The organism is Roseivirga sp., assembly GCF_034669765.1.
Classification (GTDB): Bacteria; Bacteroidota; Bacteroidia; order Cytophagales; family Cyclobacteriaceae; genus Roseivirga.
Map to the genome: position 1 here is coordinate 255,245 of NZ_JAXMOQ010000006.1, position 18,971 is coordinate 274,215.

Here is an 18,971-nt window from a genome sequence, read left to right on the forward strand (position 1 = left end):
TTATATTTTTTCGGCAATACGAAGCTTTGCACTTCTTGCCCTTTTATTCACTACTAACTCTTCTTCATTCGCTTCTATCGGCTTTCTGTTGATCGCATTAAATGGTTTCAACTGGTTTCCGAAAAAGTCTTTCTCCACCTCACCGAACACTTTACCTTTATTAATAAAGTTCTTCACCATTCGATCTTCGAGAGAATGATAAGACTCTACTACCAACCGACCACCTGGCTTAATCACCTCTGCCGACTGCTCCAAAAACTCTTCCAGCGCGCCCATTTCATCATTTACTTCGATACGGATGGCCTGAAAAACCTGAGCATAATACTTATACTCTCTATGTCTTGGCGCCAATCGATCTAACAATTGAATCAGATCTTTGGTGGTTTTGAAGGGCTTTGAAAAACGCTCTGAAACAATAGCCGCGGCTAAAGTCTTTGCATTTTTTACTTCTCCATAAATACCCAAGAGCTTATGCAATTGCTCTTCTGAATATTCATTCACCACATCGCTAGCATTCAGCGAAGCGTTTAAATCCATCCTCATATCAAGATCAGCTTCAGAACGAGTGGAAAACCCACGCATCGGCTCGTCAATCTGATGAGAAGAAATTCCCAAGTCAGCCAAAATTCCATCTACCTGCTTTACCCCATGTAATTTGAGGTATCGCTTGATGTGCCTAAAATTGGCTTGCACAAATGTGAAAGAACGATTTTCTATTTTATCTGCGTTTGCTCGGGCATCTGTATCTTGATCGAAACCAAAGAGTCTGCCTTCACTATTTAAATGCTTCAAAATTTCGGTTGAATGTCCGCCACCTCCAAAGGTGACATCCACATAGGTTCCATTTGGCTTGATAGAGAGGCCATCAACGCATTCCTTAAGCATAACTGGCACATGGTACTCTGACATAGTTTAATTATTCTTCTGCCAAAAATTTCTCAGCCATCTTGGAGTACTCGCCTGCGTCTTGGATGAGGTATTCCTCATATTGGTCAGGATTCCAGATTTCAATTCTATTCCCTAACCCCACTAACACCACTTCCTTCTCAAGACTCGCATATTCCATCATTTTTTTAGGAATGTTAATTCTTCCCGCTCCGTCCAACTCAACGTCAACATTTCCCCTAAAAAAAGTTCTCTGAAACCTACGGTACTCTTCACTGAATTCGCTTAGTCCCTTTATCTTCGCATAGATCTTTTTATACTCAAGCATAGGATATAACACCAAGCAAGGCTCAAAACCTCGTCTTAGCACAAGCTCTTCTGATGCATTATCCGGCAATGCAGCCCTTACCTTTGAAGGTAAAGCCAACCTGCCCTTTACATCGAGCTTACAATCATATTCACTTGTAAAAAAAGCCATTACACACCTGAACCTTTACAAAAGTAAGATTTTTTCCCACACTTCACCACTTTTACTCACTTTTCCCCACTTTTTATGAAAAGTATCTTTTTCTATTCAGAAAAACAAGCATTGCTAAAAAATACAGACTACAAGACGAAGGGTTAAAACCTTTATCTCAATTGAAAAAACAAAGGTTTTATGAAAGAAAAAGTGTCCTCTATGGCAGTTATGCTTTAGAAAAAAGGATCGTCTAAAAGATTACACTTGCGAAACGCAAATAACAGTAATACAGTCGAAAGCACTCAAAAAAGCACCTGACCACTCGAATTCTCAAATAGGTGGAGTAAAGTGGGAAGAAAACTACACCAAAATAGTCTTACAAAAGTGAATGATGAGTTTGGTTAAAGAATCAGTCCAAATCACTCAGAATTTCATGGTTGTGCTGACCTAATTGGGGAGGTGGGCTCAGCGAAAGACGATCGAAACCGGAAGCTGCAAAAGATCGCAACCCTGTTAGACTCCCTGCTTTAAGAAACCAATGAGGCTCTCCATGTTCAAGCGCCTCATTTACCGTGGTGACTAAGCCAGCTGGCACCTGTTGTTCTGCTAATATTTCTGTTAACTCACCCGAAGTCCAAAGTTGAATTTTATCAGAAATCATCTGATTCAATTCATTCCTATTTGCCACCCTTTCCTGATTGGTAGAAAAACGGTTTATCTCATTAATCCCCAGAACACTACAGAGTTTTAAAAACTGTTTATCGTTACCTACAGCCAGTAACAATTGACGCTCATCTTTAGTGATAAAAAGCTCGCCATAAGGCGCTATGTTTGGGTGAATATTTCCCATAGATTTAGGTTGATTCTGCCCCACCAACCAATTCGCACCTTGATTCACCAAAGCGCTAACGGCAGCATCAATCAAAGCCACTTGAACAAACTTCCCTTGACCGCTCTCCATCTGCTCAATAAGGGCAACCAGTAAGGCTTCTTTCAGTTGGTGCCCAGCCAAAACATCGATTAAGGCCACGGGCATTTTTAAGGGGTTAGCCCCTAACTCCCCATTAATGCTCATGTATCCAGACTCGGCTTGAATGACCGCATCGTACCCTACTTTGGAATTATCTAGCCCATAGCCAGTAATTTGTCCATAGATAAGTGCTGGGTTAATTTCTTTCAGGGTCTTGTAATCAACGCCTAACTTCTCTGCATCCCCTGGCTTGTAGCTGGCAATTACAATATCGGCACCCTTTATAAGCTGATAGACCATTGCTCTTTCTTCCTTATTATTTAGGTCTATGGCCAATGACTTTTTACCCCAGTTTACAGAAGTAAAGTAGGCCGAAACGGTGCCATTTATCTTTTCCCCCTTAAATAACCAAGAACGGGTAACATCACCGCCAGTTTTAGGGCTTTCCACCTTTATTACTTCCGCCCCTAATTCCGCAAAAAACTGCCCAACACTTGGCCCAGCCAAAACGGAAGCCAACTCAATTATCTTTAGTTTTTTCATGTGTCCTAAAAGCTATTGGTGGTTTTTAAAAAAAATAAGATTTTAGGTAAGGGCTTTTCAAAGACAGATTGTTATTTTAGCATCTGCCATAGACTGATTTAATATCATGCTATAGCAATCAAACAAATTTACTACTAACTAACTGAACAGCGCCATACCTCAAAGTGTGGCGTTGTTTTTTATTTAGACCTTTCTATTGTGTAGGTAACCAGCTGAGAAAGAGAGTCTCGGTAAACGCTTGGCTCAAATGTTTCTAAAATTTCTTTTGCTTCTTGGTAATACTGGTTCATCACATTCTGGGCATATTCTATTCCACCAGATGCTCTAACAAATGCAACCACCTCATTCACTTTTTTAGACTGATCTCCTTTGCTTTTTACAGTTCGGATGATTTTTCGCCTAGTACTACTACTGGCATTTTGTAGAGAGTAGATCAACGGTAAAGTCATTTTCTGCTCTTTAATATCGATCCCCAATGGCTTACCAACTTCCTCCGTACCATAATCAAAAAGATCATCTTTGATCTGAAAAGCCATTCCAACCTTCAGTCCAAAATCTCTCATTTTATCTATATCTTCTTGGGAAGCATTCGAAGCTGTAGCACCAACGGCACAGCATGAAGCAATTAGGGAAGCGGTTTTTTGGCGGATTACATCATAATAAATATCTTCTGTAATATCTAAGTTTCGGGCTTTTGCCATTTGAAGCAATTCCCCCTCACTCATTTCACGCACCGCCCTAGAAACAATCTTTAAAAAATCAAAGTCTTCATTATCCACAGATAAGAGCAAGCCTCTTGAAAGCAAGTAATCGCCTACCAAAACGGCAATCTTATTTTTCCAAAGGGCATTAATTGAAAAGAAATCCCTTCTATAATTGGAGTCGTCTACTACATCATCATGCACCAATGTGGCCGTATGCAGTAACTCGATAAGTGATGCTCCCCTGTAAGTTCTATCTGAAATCTTACCAGTTACCCCTGCCGCCAAAAACACAAACATAGGCCGCATTTGCTTGCCTTTTCGTTTTACAATGTAACTCATGATTTGGTCGAGCAGAAATACTTTACTCTTCATGAACGACCTGAATTTCTGTTCAAATTCAGTCATTTCATTCGCAATGGGGGCTTGTATTTCGGAAAGCTTTAATGCCATATCAGTAGAATGCCACAATATTAACAGGTAATGCCTCAATGGCAAAGTGAGGGAAGCTTTATTTGAGGAGAAAAGTACAACCTTTCTCCATTAAAAAAATTTACACATAGCTTATTCTCAATTTTTATTCTTCAATCTAAAGTCAAAGCTAAATGAAATATATGAATCGTTGCTCGCAGTTTGAACATCTTTGCTCAACCAATGGAACATTATTTCAAATGTTATTTTCTCATTACTAGTCGCCCAGCCTGCTCTAAAAGTACTTACCCAGGGCATCTGCCTTCCTATGTGAGGACTATCTTCATTGAACAAACTCCCCGAAACGGTAATATCATGCAATACATAGGACACTCCGTACCCGAATACCACATAACCTAGTTTCTCAAGGTCTTGACTATTTTCTCCGATCATTGCATTCACAAATGGCGACTTGTTCAGTGCATTTAATATTCCCATTCGGAAATCGAAATTTTGAGCAATGTTCGTGTGGCCTGTACCTAATGATGTTGACGATGAACTGATGAAGTCCATACTTTTTGGCACCAAAGTAAATTGCCTATTGTATTCTGCAGTGGCATTTAGTACCAAAGCCGTTTTAATTTGAAACTGCCAGCCTCTGGGTTGCTTAAACCCCACCGCATTATGATACCACTTTTGCAAAACCTCCGCCCCCGAAGCCTTACCTGTTGTACCTAACACCAGTCCATATTTAAACCTCGATTGCGGGCTTTTGAATTTAGACTTAGAAATCCCTACCGACAATAAGCCTGCATAAGGCCTGTCTAATTCCGAAATTTGATCAAACAATAAGTCATTCGGGGTATAGAATTTATGAGTAAGCTCTATGTCAATAATCTCCTTATTGTTCAAAGAAGAGTCTGGCTTGTTTGGTACGTAACGGTAATGAAAAAGAAATCCATTTGAATAATACTCATCATCCCTATTCATTAGGTAAACATCATTCTCTGTTGTGAATGAGAATTCAGCCCTACGATAGTCCCTTTGCCCAAAAAGTGAAAGGGTAAGCGGTAGGAATAGGAAAATAAAGAGCGACTTGATTGCAGTGATATTTAATTTGAGCCGCTAAAGTCTCAATTATTTATAATTTTAGCCAGCGTATTAACAGCAAATGGATAAAAAGAATTTAAGAATTGAGCAGCAACTGAATAAACGTGCCTCTCTGGGTAACAAACGAAGCTTAAAACTGACTGACGAAAAGCTTGTTGACTTTAGCTCCAACGACTACTTAGGTCTTTCTAGGTCAGAGGATTTGAAAACTCAAATTTTAAATGCTTATGAAGAATTGGCGCCAAAAAATGGTGCAACCGGATCAAGACTATTAACGGGCAATTCTGTCTTGGCTACTCAGGTGGAATCAGAATTGGCTACCCTGTTTGGTTTTGAATCATGCCTTGTTTTCAATTCGGGCTATACCGCCAACATGGGTTTTTTCTCTTGCCTTCCTCAAAGAGGCGACACCATTCTGTATGACGAACTTTCTCATGCCTGTATTAAAGATGGAAGTCGATTGAGTTTAGCTAAATCAATGTCTTTTAAGCATAACGACTTAGAGGACCTTGAACGGAAATTGAAAGTAAGTGAGGGTGAGATTTATATAGCTTGCGAAGCCGTGTATTCAATGGATGGTGACTTCGCTCCATTAAAAGCACTTTGCGAGCTTTCAGGGAAATATGGGGCTAAATTAATAGTGGATGAAGCACATAGCACAGGCGTATTTGCTAAGAATGGAGCAGGCTTAGTGGCTGAATTGGGTTTGACTGAACAAGTTTACGCGGTAATTTTCACTTTTGGTAAGGCCATGGGTATTCATGGAGCTTGTGTTGCTTCAAACCATACTGTAATTGATTATATGATAAATCATTCACGTCCCTTCATATATACTACTGCACCATCGGCTTTTGAGTTTTTGTCAATACGCGAAGCTTTCCGATTCCTTGAAAGCAAGCCGAGTTTAGCTACTGATCTAAAAGAAAATATTTCTCTGTTCAATCAATCCCTTAATTTTCAGCGACCTCCCCGTCATCTATCTACAAGTGCGGTACAAGTAGTGATTACTCCTGGCAACCAAAAAGCCAAATCCACGTCAATGCAACTTCAGGAATCCGGATTCGATGTTCGCCCAATACTTTCACCCACAGTGAAAGAAGGGGAAGAACGTTTGAGAATCTGCATACATAGTTTTAACAGTAAAAATGAAGTAATGGGCTTGGTGCATGGACTGAATTCCTTACTTTGTTAAAAGCGGAAGCTAGAGGAACAATTTTTATCATATCTTTGGGGTTTTGAAAAACTGAATGAAGCCAATCGGCAAAGACTACGTAAAGAAGAAGTACGACCAGGTGGTTCCGGGAGGAATTGACGAGTGGCCTGTCGTAAGCTTGAGCAATAACAGGGATGCTTTTATTAAAGAAGTGACTGCTGAAAGCATTAAGCGTATAAAAAAACTGACCCCAAAACGTTCAAGCCTGATTGAAGAGATAGAGACTACTCTTTTCAGGGAGAAGCTAAGGGTCAAAAGAAACCCATGGGCAGTGGATCCGCCAGATGAAGCGGATTTCCTCCAGTCCATTAAGGATAGACTCCTCGAAATCTCAACAAATGACGATAAAGAGGATATTGATGGGACTTTAGAAGATATTTTATCCGAAATCATTGAACGTTACGCTAGCGAAATTGCGGGAAACTTCAAAAAATCCCGCTTTAGAATGGCCCGTTCAATAGTAACCTTTGGCTTCGCCAGGCTATTGAATGCATCCCGTGCACGAGGTTTTTGGTCTATTTTCAGTACCCGATATTCACTTCAAGACAAAATTCACATTACAGGCGAAGTAGAAGAATTGCGCACCTTAGCCAAAAAAGGGACAATTATCATGGTTCCTACCCACTTTAGCAATCTGGACTCTATTTTAATTGGATGGGTAATCAACGCTTTAGGGCTGCCAGCTTTTATTTATGGTGCTGGCCTAAACCTCTTCAACATTAGAATATTTGCCTATTTCATGGAAAGCCTTGGGGCTTATAAAGTAGATAGAAGAAAAAAAAACCTACTCTACTTAGAAACCCTGAAGAGCTATTCAAGCCTTGCCATTCAGAAAGGTTGTCATAGTCTTTTCTTCCCTGGTGGAACTCGTTCGCGTTCAGGCCAAATAGAAAAAAGATTAAAGTTGGGGCTTTTAAGTACTGCCATCGAGGCTCAACGTGTCAATTATCAGAAAGGAAAAAGAGATGGACTTCACAAAATTTTTATTGTTCCAGTCACTTTAAACTACAATTTCGTACTTGAGGCACCCTCGCTTATTCGTGAATATTTGAGACTTAAAGGTCAAGAACGTTACTATGTCGAAAATGATGAGTACTCGACTTCTTATAAAATCTCAGCTTTCTTACTTAAATTCTTCACCAAGGGGTCAGACATATCTGTATCCATTGGCCGTGGGTTAGATGTTTTAGGCAATTACGTTGATACAGATGGCAATAGTTACGACAAAAGTGGCCGCCAAATAGATACGCAAGAGTATTTCACTAAAGACGGGAAAATAATTTCGCATGATCAGCAACGTGAGGATGAATACACCCGAATGTTGAGTGATAGGATTGTAGAAGAATTCCACCGTATTAATAAAGTATTTGCGAGTCATTTAGTAGCCTTTGTGGCTTTTGAAATGCTCCAGAAGAAATTCAACAAGCTGGATTTATATAACTTATTAAGAATTCCAGAAGAGGATCAAGTTATCCCTCACGAGGAGTTTAAAACTGTTTTCCAGACAGTTTTAAGAAGGGTTCACGAAATGTATAATAAAGGCGAAATCAGCGTTTCTCCTTATCTAACAGGAGATCCAGACAAAATTATCGCACATGGATTGGCCAATATGGGTATGTACCATGCCAAACGCCCGTTGATCAAGAACAAAGAAGGTGACATTTACACCCAAGATTTAAATTTGCTGTTTTACTATCACAACCGTTTAGTAGGTTATAACCTGGAGAAATATGTCTAAGGAATGTGTTGGAGTAATTGGTTCAGGCAGTTTCGGGACAGCCGTAGCAAACATTCTTTCCAAGAATTCGAATGTATTATTGTATGCTCGAAATGCTGAAACGGTAGAAAAAATTAAGTCTACCCGCATTTCAAATGGTCAAGAGCTCAGCGAAAACATTACCATTACAAATAGCTTAGAAGAGGTAGCCAAAAAGTGCAACGTCATATTCCCTGTGGTTCCTTCAGCGAATTTCAGAGAAATGATGCGCCAATTTGCTCCTTTCCTCCACCCTTATCATGTTTTAATTCATGGCACTAAAGGCCTAGATTTGATTCTACCCACTGAAATTCCTATAGATTTCAAAATGGATCGTTCATGTATCAGAACCATGAGTGAAGTCATCAGGGAGGAAAGTGTAGTTGTACGTGTGGGTTGTATGGCAGGCCCAAATTTGGCAAAAGAGTTAGCTTTAGGGCACCCTGCGGCTACTGTGATTGCTTCTCCGTTTAACGAAGTGATTAATGAAGGAAAAAGATTATTGAGGTCCGACAAATTTCAAGTTTATGGCAATCAAGACCTCAAAGGCGTTGAACTTTGCGGTGTTCTTAAAAACATCATTGCTATTGCTTCGGGAATCATTTCTGGCTTGGGCTTTGGCGATAATGCCAAAGGACTATTAATCAGCAGAGGCTTGGTAGAAATGATCTATTTGGGTAAAGCCCTAGGAGGCGAAATATCATCTTTCATAGGCTTAGCAGGGATTGGTGACCTAGTGGCAACCGCTTCCAGTCAAACCAGTCGTAATTACACCATTGGCTTTAAATTAGCACAAGGCAAAACCATGAATGAGGCAATTGCTGAAATGGAAGAAACCGCTGAAGGGGTCAATACCATTAGGATTATTAAGCAATTGGCTGATGCCCAAGGAATAAAACCATTGATTACCGATATGCTTTATAAAATTCTTTATGAAGACATGAAGCCACTAGACGGCCTAAGCTACCTTATGAAATACCCTGGCAATATCGACATTGACTTCCTTTAGCCGTCAATCTAAAAACATCTCCTTCCCATTCATTCGGATTCCCTTTTTTTCAATTATATTAAGAGAAAGGCGCTCTAATCCCTAAGGCTATCAAACTCACAAGTCACCATATCATCATTCTTTGTTTGACTTTTTGGTCTTCATTTTCGCTTAATGGTCAGAAGAAACAAGTGAAATATGACACGTTACAGCTGCCAAAAAACACCACTATCATTTTAAAAGATGCCAGACTTACCTTTGACAAAGACACCACACTCATTTTACCCGACACCGTTTTCTATAAGGTAAGCGATAATTTTTATCAACGTTTGCATGGAAAGTGGTCACAGCGAAAATTTACAAAAGAGCTATTCGACCTTCTGTTTTCATTACCTTCAGATGACTTTAAAATCGACTCCACTCAGTTAGTGAAGAGTGAGAACCCATTTAAAGACTATGGCGGAAAAATCATAGGTGACATTAATCTAGTAAAGCTTAAGGCACTCGGCACACGAATGGACAAGCCTGAAGAAAGACCAAAGTCATTTGTTCAAAAAACAGGCAATACAATCAATTTCAATACTCGAGAACGCGTAATACTCAATAACCTACTCTTCTCTAGTGGTGATATTGTTGACCCACTGGTGATATCAGATAACGAAAGGATACTTCGTGAACTGCCCTATATAAAAGATGCCAGAATTTACTTAACCCCCAGAGCAGACAACCCGAATATTGTTGACGTAGAAATTATCACTAAAGACGTTTTAGCCCTTTCATTCGACATTGAAGCACGAGATTTTGATTCAGGGATTCTAAGGATAAACCACAAAAATATTTTTGGGTCTGGTCATGAAATCGACAATCGATTCGCTGTTGACAATAGTTCAGATCAGAAGTTTAGTTATCAAGCTCGATATAGGGTACCTAATATTAAGCGCTCATTTATTTCCTTCGAGGCCAACTATGCAAATACCGTTAACAAAGATTTTAGCAGCGTCAAGTTGAGCAGAGCGTTTATTTCTCCTAAAATTAAGTTTGCAGGAGGTATTGAAATCACCAACCAGAGGCTTCGTTTCAGAGAATTGTCAAATATCATTTCTGATGATGAGTATGATATTCAAACCATCAATGAACGTTATGATTATCAGGATTTTTGGCTGGCCAGGGCCTTTCCGCTTAACTTAAAAGACCCTGTTCTGAATGATCGAACACGACTTATTCTTTCAGGAAGGGTCTCAAATATTAAATTTTCACTCAGGCCAGAAGTCGATATTGACTTAAATCAACAATTTCATAACCGCACATTGTCCATTGCGTCAATAGGAATTTCACAAAGAAGGTATTTCAAAGATCAGTTGATTTTTGGCTATGGCAGAACGGAAGATATTCCATATGGCTATCAGGTTGAATTACTGGGAGGTTACGAATGGGCTGAATTTGGCAACCGCTATTTCCTTGGAGGTAAAGCAGGGCGCGGTGGGTATATTGGGAATTTAGGCTATCTATTGGGCGGATTTTCGTTAGAAAGTTTTCTAAAAAACCGAATTTTCGAACAAGGCGTATTCAAAGCAGACTTCCGGTTTTTTAGCTCATTAATTGATTTGAACCAATGGAAATTTAGACAATTTATTAATATCAATTATACTTATGGTATAGATCGTTTTCCAAATGAGTACATCGACATTAGGGACAAAAATGGAATAAGAGGTTTGGGGAGTAATACATTGAGAGGCACCCAGCGTTTCTTGATCAACATTGAAACCGTAAGCTTCACCCCATTTGAAGCCGCAGATTTCAAATTAGCAATTTTTGGTTTTTATGATTTGGGTATGGTCAACGATGGCCAACGCCATATTTTTAGAGAAAAAGTTCAAACTGGAATTGGAGTAGGTTTTAGAATCAGAAATGACAACCTCACTTTTAAAGCAGTAGAAATTCGATTGGCCTATTATCCCGATGCTCCCATTGGAATTCCTATGACAGATTTAGATTTATCAGGAAACAGCGGTTTTAATTTCTCTGATTTCTTAATCACTCGTCCGTCTCCAAGTATTTTTAAATAAAGACTATTTTTCTTTTTTGAATTTATCCATCTGCTTAATCCGCTGAAGCAAGGTAGGGTGTGAGTAATTCACAAAAACATAAGCAGGATGTGGAGTGAGATTGCTGAGACTATCTACCGACAACTTCTTCAGTGCTGATTGCAGAGGCACAGGATCATAAGTTGTGGAAGCATAAGCATCTGCTTCGTATTCATTCTTCCTACTAATCATATTCATAAAAACACCCGTAAGTTTTGAAATCGGAGTGTACAATAAGGCAAACGCAACAAGGTTTAAATGAACCGACATGTCATCTGCTCCCAAAGCCAAAGAGAGGCTTTCATTAAAAATAAAAAGTGACAAAATGTATAATGTGATCGCCATCTGTACTATTGATATGGCCATGCTGACAATCACATGCTTCTTTTTAAAATGGCCTACTTCATGTGCTAGAACGGCTACCAGCTCTTCTTGAGATTGTTTTTCAATGAGCGTGTCGTAAAGTACAATCTTCTTTTTCTTTCCCATACCAGAGAAGAACGCATTGGCCTTACTTGATCTTTTAGAGCCGTCTATTACAAATATATTGTCCAACGGAAATTTAACACGATCAGCATAGGCATTGATTTTATTTTTCAATTCTCCATCTGCCAAAGGTGTCAGCTTATTAAATAAGGGTAATATAAGTGAAGTATAAAAAATACTCATGAACAGCGAAAAGGCTGTAATAACAATGAGAGCAAATATCCAGAATTGCTCTTGCCATTCAAAAATCAGCCATAACAATACATACCCTAATCCACCACCCAAAATAATGGCCAATAAATAGCCCTTTAACTTATCTACCCAAAATGTTTTTAATGAAGTTTTATTGAAGCCGAATTTCTCTTCAATCACAAAAGTGGAGTACAGTTCAAAGGGAATATTAATGATATCGGAAACAATAAACAAAATGCTAAAAAAGACCATTGAATGGGCTATAGGGTTTTGGAAATGATCAGAAAGCCAAATATGTAAGTCTCCAAAAAATCCGAAAACAAGAATAAGTACAGTAAGTGAAGTACTAAAAGCAGTGGTAAGAAATGAAAATTTAGATCTGGCTTTCAAATACCGCTGAGACTTAGCGTATTCCTCTGGAGGGTAAATGTCTTCTACTTCCTTCGGTAGTTTGCCTTTGGCCGATTTCATATTTAAAAAATCGAGCAGTAGATCAAAAAAATAATCAACCAAAACAATTCCTATAATGAGAACCAACAGTTGGAAGGAAGACATTCTAGCTTAATTTTTCGGACAAGGAATACTCCATTGATCGCGCGACAGCCTCAATGGTTTTCCCCATTGAAAGAGGTACGAAATAGAGATTTCATGCGCTCCTCCACTTGCATTGCTCAATTCCGAAAGTGTGTAATCGTAGCTATAACCAAAATTAAAGTCGTCAGTGGTTACCCCAAAAGAGAAAATGAGTGCCTCATTATTAGGAAAATTCTCAAAGGTTTTAATAGGCAAGCCTCTGTATTGTAACCCCAAATTAATGGGTTCTAAGTGCAAAAAGAACCCAGCGTCCAATTGACTAAATTCACCTTGGGTTTTATACTGAAAAATTGGTGTAATGCTTCTTTCCTTTCTAGTATAAGTAAGATCTCTTCTTAGTGCCCCTTCTTTTAACATTATTTTGTACCCCCCATGAATACTAACACGCTTACTAAGCGGGCTATTACCATCCAACAAGGACTGGTTAGGCTCAGTTAAATGCTGAACTGAAGCACCCAAAAACAAATTTCTCGAGTATAGAATTCCGCCAACACCAAGATCTACGTAATTCACATTAAGGTTATTACCTCCTAAATTTTCACCCGGTAAGTTAGGGTCAAAACCATTAACAGGATCAATCTGACTGGCAAAAACAAGATTAGAAAAATTAGCATTCCGCATAAAGTAGCTGGCCTGAATACCCGGACGAAAAACAATATTATCTGAAATTTTAAGCTGATAGGCGTAAGTCAAACCCACATTAGTGCTCTGCAGTCCAGCTACTCCTTCGCGATCGGTGGTCACAATAAAGCCTACCCCACTGTTATATTTTTCCAAATAATGGTCGGCATAAAACGAAAATGTGACGAAAGAAGCATCGAGAGATGGCCATTGATTTCGATAGTTAACCCCTAAGCGAGTAAAACCAGATGCCCCCGTAAAAGCAGGGTTAATATACAATGGAGCCGCATAGAATTGAGAGAACTGTGGATCTTGGGCTTTAGCCTGTCCCAACCCTACTCCCAAAGTGGCAATCAGCAAAAATAAAGTTTTGCGCATTTAAACTTTTAACCTTTAACGTTTGAGTACCCTCAAACTATTGTGAAACGTAAAGTTATTTTTTTTCCTCGAAACCCAACGCTTAAAGCCTAGCATACAATTAGAATCTCCTATCTTAGCCCTGACTTTAAAGAGCGATGAATATAATAAAAACTCCGTTAACCACGTAATAGGGTTGTATTTTAGCTTCGGTGTTTATACTTATATGAAATTTAGCGTGGTAAGAAAAACTCGCATTTTATTCTGTTTACTAGGGATCACTTTCTCGGTACTGACATCTGCTCAGAACTTTACGCGTCATAATTGGTATTTCTCCAACAATGACCAAGCCCTTGTTTTTGGAAAAGCCCAGCCCGCAAAATCATTTTTAGAAGATGGAAAATCACCGCAGATAAATGTCGGTGAAAAGATAACTGCCACCAACCCCACAACTGGCGACCTACTTTTTTACTCTGACGGAATTAATATTTTTGATGCCACCCATGCCATTATGCAAAATGGAAATGGCCTCACTACCGACCCGAATGGTATTCAACCTCTTGCATTGAGCCCTGTCCCTGGGCTTGGCAATGAATCTCGCTATTATATTTTCCACCGTAATGCTGCGGGTGAAATACTTTACACTTTAATAGACATGGGTTCACAGGGAAACAGGGCAAATGGCCCTCCCGCTGGGGCGGTTGTAATTGGAAGCAAAAACCAAGTAACAGGAATTATAGATCGAGGCGATGGCATGCTTACAGTAGCTTCTGATGATATGACCCAATTTTGGTTGGTAAGCCAAAATAGTGCGAACGGAAATTTCGAAATTCATGAAGTACCAATGGCAGGTCAGCCATTCGACCCACAAGGCGCTCCAACGGTCTTAACATCCAACGTTCAGGCAGCACATTTGTCATTGAATCCCATGGGCACTCAAATTGCGGTAAGACCAAAAAACAATGTTAACATTCAAATATTAGATTTTAATAGAAATACTCCTGAATTAATGTTCAATCGTTCGGTGGCTAATTCATTTGTACCGAACCAAACCTTATCAGGCTCCATCGGCTGGTCAAACAATGGAACCAAACTTTATTTCAGCAGAAACTTAGCGGCTTCTGGCAACCTATACAGAATAGATTTAACCGACCCCATGGCTTCTGTAGAACCGGTCTTCAGTAATCCAATGGGCGCTAGCCAAAGTGTAATGCTTGCACCAGACCGCGCACTTTACCACATTTATAGAGAAACTGCAGTGGGACCTAGGTTATTGGCTCGGATCAATCAGCCAGACAGTGCACTTACCGCCTTAGCGTATGAGGCTTCTCTTTTTGAAGGATTTGACCCCTCATCTGACTATTTTCAGCAGTTTATGCCTCCTGCAGCAATAGGGCCAACGGTTACTATTTCAGAAGACGGAGACTATTGTATGAACACTCCAGTTCAGTTTTATGCGAGTATTGATCCTTCAACAGCAATTCCAACTTCTTATTCTTGGGATATTCAACCATTCGGAATTAGCTCAAACGCGATTGCCCCTATTTTCACTTTTGATGAGGCGGGAATGTACATGGCCACACTTACGGTAGAATTTGATGGAATAGGGACAGTAATGTCCAATACCCTCATGGGTGAAATCATGGAAAATGATATTCAGGTTGATCTTCAAGACACCACTATTTGTGAAGGAGAAACACTGACACTTGATGCCGAACCTGAGAGTGGTGGGCAAGGACAACAAGGAGGGGCAACTGGCGGCCCATTTGAATACCGTTGGAATACAGGAGAAACGACATCTTCAATTGATGTAACAGAAGCAGGTAACTATTGGGTAGTAATTACGCCATCTACTGGCTGCCCAATTTATGAGACAGTAGAAGTAAAAGTATATGGTGATGAAAACCCAACTGCCAACATTTGGTATTTTGGAAATGGGGCAGGAATAGATTTTAATGAGGTAGATGGGCTCCCTCCGCCTCCAAGGAGTATTACCATTCCACATGCCATGGATGCTCCAGAAGGAACCTCTACAATATCTGATGCCAATGGGCAAGTGTTATTCTACACCAATGGATCAACAGTATGGAATGCCGACAATGGTGTGATGCCAAGTGGAACAGGTATTGGAGGAGACTCCACCTCAACGCAATCCGTGGTCATTGTTCCGTTCGAAGATGACGAAACCCTATTCTATGTTTTCACTACAGAGGAGGTGTATGGCGACAATACCTTCATGCTAAAATATTCGGTTGTCGACCTCAAAGAAGATAATGGATTAGGAGATGTAATATCAAAAGACAATGTACTCTTTACCAAGAGTACAGAAAAACTGATTGCCTTAGAGGGCGGTGGTGGCTATTGGCTAATGGCTCATGAATACGGTACTAATACTTTTAGAGCCTACCCCATTACTAACCAAGGAATTGGCCAGCCTGTATTATCTTCTGTTGGCTCAATTCATAGCCTCAATGATGCATTAAGTGGCCAAGCAGGAATGAAATTCTCAGGTGACGGTTCTCGCATAGCGGTAGCCTTAATTGAAGGTGCCGAAGACTATGTTGAGCTATTTAGTTTCGATGGAGGCACTGGAGAGGTGACTGATTTATTATACCAAATTGATATTAGTGAAGGTGGATCAAACTTGAACGATCAAATTTATGATGTTCATTTTTCTCCAGGTGGTTTAAAGCTTTTTGCTACCATGAACAACCGAAATGGTGGGGCCGCAGGAGGCAGGATTTTGGAATATCGAATTGATACTGCCTCTACAGAAGCCACTCGACTCGTATCTAAAACCAATATTGCCAGCAGTGCTACGGTTACCGTAAACTACGGAGCTATACAAACTGGACCAGATGGGCAATTGTATGTAGCCATGGAAATCCCGGGCAATCCGGCAGGAACAGCTTTTGTTGGCTCCATCAATGCAAATGAAGATTCCCTATCAGTTTCGGTATTCAACCAAACGCAAGTACCATTGACTACAGGTAATTCGCGTTTAGGGCTGCCTAACTTTGTTCAAAACAATGTGAACCCTCCAATGGAGCCTTCAATGTCAGCACCTGACAGTACCTGTGTAGAAGAAAGAATAGAATTATCAGGAGTAGAAACCTCTGATATTGACGAATTTCTCTGGACTATTATTGATGATGCAAATACCACTGTATTCAGTGCTTCTGGCCAAGATACTGCCTATGTTTTCCCCCAAGGCCAAGCAGGTAGATTTGATATTTCGTTGAACATTTCTAACCGCTGTGGTTTCGATACTACATTCGTTCAAACCATTCAGGTATTCGATATTCCACCAAGGCCAGCAGTGCCAACTGCCGTGGTGCTTTGCGAGGGGGCTAGCTATGATTTAGATGCTTTAGGTGGTGACCCAGATGACCCAGCCTTAAGTTTTGAATGGACCAATAGCCAAGGTGCTGTAGTGAGCAATACGCGATACTATACCGTTACTGAAGAGGAGATTTATACCATCACTATCACAAGTATTGGAGGAGGAGGCTGTGTTTCTAGTGCTGAAATCTTTGCCGCGCCTCCTTTTGAGATTGAGTTACCAGAAACCGCTACTATATGCCAAGGAGAACCGCTAACCTTGGATCCAAACGTAAATGCCAACAACTATATATGGACTAGAATTAACCCCGATAATTCCACAACCACACTTCCAAACCAAAGAACAGCTGTTGTTGACAGTAGTGTTCCGGGTATATTCACTTATGTAGTTTCCATTGAAGACCCGGTTGAACCAGGTTGTTTTGCCAATGACTCAACAGTAGTAACCATCAACGGCTCCCCAAATTTATCATTGGTGAGTACTCAAGATGCCATTTGCCCACAAGTAGGTCCTGCACCAGATGGCGGATTTGTATTCAATATTGGAGGAACTGGCAATTATAGCTATACTGTAAGAAATGCCATTGGCGCTACTGTGGCTCAAAACAGCTCGATAGATGGCCCCAATGATGTGACCGTTACTGGTTTAATTGGTGGTATATATTCTGTCAGCGTAGTTGATAATAGTACAAACTGCACGGATGAACTTACAGGCATTCAAATTCAGAATAATAATTTCAATATCGTTGTACCTGTTGTTACAGCCAATGCTACATGTGATACAGCGGATGGAAGTATTACCATTACTTTAGATGACGCCACGGTTTTTCCTGTAACCTATGTGCTCAACAGAAATGAATTGGGTTTCACTCCATTGTCAGGAAACGCTACAACTAATGGCTTTGTAATTCCTGGCCTCGAAGGTGGCACTTACAATATTGAGGTAACCTCTACGGCTTTAGGCTGTACCGCAACCGCAGCGGATATAGTGGTAAACCAACCAACAGATTTTCAGAACCTTCAGATTGCAATTGATAACACGAACGCCTGTGCAATTACTCCTTCGGCAGACCTAACAGCTAGCTCTTCTAGCTCTACCATTGGAACAAATTATTCTTGGGTTGGCCCTAGCGGACCCGCAGGGAATACAGCAAGTATTACCGCAACCGAATCAGGAACCTACACCGTTACAGCCGATGAACCAGGTGTAGCTTGCCCTACTTCTGAGTCGGTGATTGTTACGCTCACCGTTCAGCCAGACATAACTATTATTAGAGATGGAGACCTTTGCGATGGCACTTTAGTGTTAGAAGCTCAAATTAACAATGAGAAGCCAAACACTGTCTACAACTATTCTTGGTCTACAGGCCAAAACACAAAACGAATTACTGTTACAGCCGATGGTACTTATGATGTTACAGTGAGAGAGGCAGGAGATTTAACTTGTACTGGAACAGACACGGAAACCATTGATTTTCCTGAAGAATTAGAAGTTACCTTAAGTTCAAGCCCTGCTTGTGATGACGGACAACCAATAACGCTTACTGTGGATGTTTTGTCTGGCAATGCTAGCAGTTTCACTTGGACCCGCGATAACCAAACAGTAGGAACTGGCAATCCATTGGTAGTGAGTGATGAAGGACCTTATACCGTTACCATTGGTGACAACAATGGCTGCTCTATTGAAAGAAGTATTTTGATTCGTAGAAAGGGAATTCCAGAAGGACTTTTACCTGACCTCGAATATTATTGTCCAACTTCTTCTACCGCGCTAACCTTAACGGCAGGTATTGGTTTTGAAACCTATGAATGGACGCTAGATGGTCAACCCTATCCAAATGCAGATCAGGAGTTGACTGTTACTGCAGCTGGTATTTATCAAGTAACTATGACCACGACCACAGGCTGCGTAAGAGTAGATCAAATTGAAATTATTGAAAGCTGTGACCCTGTTATACTTGCTCCTAACGTAATTGTGCCTGAAGGTAATCCCCCAAATAATGTATTCTCGGTCATTCCAAATGACTTTGTATCTGACTTCCAGATTTTCATTTATAGCCGTTGGGGTGAATTGATTTTCCAAAGCAGTACGGTAGAGTTCCAATGGAATGCCAAATTCAATGGCAGACTGGTGCCAATAGGCACCTATCCTTATGTGATGAAATTCAGAAATAGACTCAGACCAGAAAGAGGTGAGTTCGAACAAAGAGGAGCAATTACAGTAGTTCGTTAGTCCGTAAATAATTGTTATTTTAGGG

Annotated in this window: 12 protein-coding genes; 5 read left to right on the forward strand and 7 right to left on the reverse strand. The window is 40.3% G+C overall.

Annotation, left to right across the window (positions count from 1 at the left end; all coding sequences use genetic code 11):
* The 5 genes from rsmH to VOI17_RS13830 all read right to left on the reverse strand — a co-directional run bounded on the left by rsmH (window position 1) and on the right by VOI17_RS13830 (window position 5,080).
* Window positions 1-909 carry a 16S rRNA (cytosine(1402)-N(4))-methyltransferase RsmH gene (gene rsmH / locus VOI17_RS13810; protein ID WP_323757808.1) on the reverse strand — a complete coding sequence of 303 codons (909 nt, stop codon included), beginning with the start codon at window positions 907-909 and terminating at the stop codon, window positions 1-3.
* A 7-nt stretch (window positions 910-916) separates the two neighbouring features.
* Complete coding sequence (gene mraZ, locus VOI17_RS13815; RefSeq protein WP_323757809.1) at window positions 917-1,363, reverse strand: division/cell wall cluster transcriptional repressor MraZ; 447 nt, start codon at window positions 1,361-1,363, stop codon at window positions 917-919.
* A 391-nt stretch (window positions 1,364-1,754) separates the two neighbouring features.
* Window positions 1,755-2,858, reverse strand: a complete 1,104-nt coding sequence (locus VOI17_RS13820) for a CaiB/BaiF CoA-transferase family protein (RefSeq protein ID WP_323757810.1) — start codon at window positions 2,856-2,858, stop codon at window positions 1,755-1,757.
* A 179-nt stretch (window positions 2,859-3,037) separates the two neighbouring features.
* Window positions 3,038-4,012: a polyprenyl synthetase family protein gene (locus tag VOI17_RS13825; protein ID WP_323757811.1), complete on the reverse strand. Its 975-nt coding sequence runs from the start codon at window positions 4,010-4,012 to the stop codon at window positions 3,038-3,040.
* A gap of 117 nt (window positions 4,013-4,129) precedes the next feature.
* Window positions 4,130-5,080, reverse strand: coding sequence for a lipid A deacylase LpxR family protein (locus VOI17_RS13830; protein WP_323757866.1), 951 nt, complete (start codon window positions 5,078-5,080; stop codon window positions 4,130-4,132).
* 61 nt (window positions 5,081-5,141) lie between these two features.
* Here VOI17_RS13830 and VOI17_RS13835 point away from each other — a divergent pair, with 61 nt between their 5' ends.
* The 4 genes from VOI17_RS13835 to VOI17_RS13850 all read left to right on the forward strand — a co-directional run bounded on the left by VOI17_RS13835 (window position 5,142) and on the right by VOI17_RS13850 (window position 11,103).
* The gene (locus tag VOI17_RS13835; RefSeq protein WP_323757812.1) at window positions 5,142-6,272 is read left to right on the forward strand and encodes an 8-amino-7-oxononanoate synthase; all 1,131 of its coding nucleotides are present in this window, start codon (window positions 5,142-5,144) and stop codon (window positions 6,270-6,272) included.
* A 55-nt stretch (window positions 6,273-6,327) separates the two neighbouring features.
* Window positions 6,328-8,031, forward strand: coding sequence for a 1-acyl-sn-glycerol-3-phosphate acyltransferase (locus tag VOI17_RS13840; RefSeq protein WP_323757813.1), 1,704 nt, complete (start codon window positions 6,328-6,330; stop codon window positions 8,029-8,031).
* Entirely contained in the window at window positions 8,024-9,058 is a 1,035-nt protein-coding gene (locus VOI17_RS13845; protein WP_323757814.1) for an NAD(P)H-dependent glycerol-3-phosphate dehydrogenase, read from the forward strand. The genes VOI17_RS13840 and VOI17_RS13845 overlap by 8 nt, the downstream gene beginning before the upstream one ends.
* 170 nt (window positions 9,059-9,228) lie before the next feature.
* On the forward strand, window positions 9,229-11,103 hold the full coding sequence (locus VOI17_RS13850) for a hypothetical protein (protein WP_323757815.1): 1,875 nt from the start codon (window positions 9,229-9,231) through the stop codon (window positions 11,101-11,103).
* A gap of 3 nt (window positions 11,104-11,106) precedes the next feature.
* On the opposite strand, the gene VOI17_RS13855 is transcribed toward VOI17_RS13850, so the two are convergent.
* Complete coding sequence (locus VOI17_RS13855; protein ID WP_323757816.1) at window positions 11,107-12,354, reverse strand: M48 family metallopeptidase; 1,248 nt, start codon at window positions 12,352-12,354, stop codon at window positions 11,107-11,109.
* A 6-nt stretch (window positions 12,355-12,360) separates the two neighbouring features.
* Window positions 12,361-13,392, reverse strand: coding sequence for a type IX secretion system membrane protein PorP/SprF (locus VOI17_RS13860; RefSeq protein WP_323757817.1), 1,032 nt, complete (start codon window positions 13,390-13,392; stop codon window positions 12,361-12,363).
* A 205-nt stretch (window positions 13,393-13,597) separates the two neighbouring features.
* On the opposite strand from VOI17_RS13860, the gene VOI17_RS13865 reads away from it, so the two are divergent.
* Complete coding sequence (locus tag VOI17_RS13865) at window positions 13,598-18,946, forward strand: gliding motility-associated C-terminal domain-containing protein (RefSeq protein WP_323757818.1); 5,349 nt, start codon at window positions 13,598-13,600, stop codon at window positions 18,944-18,946.
* Window positions 18,947-18,971 lie beyond the last annotated feature (25 nt).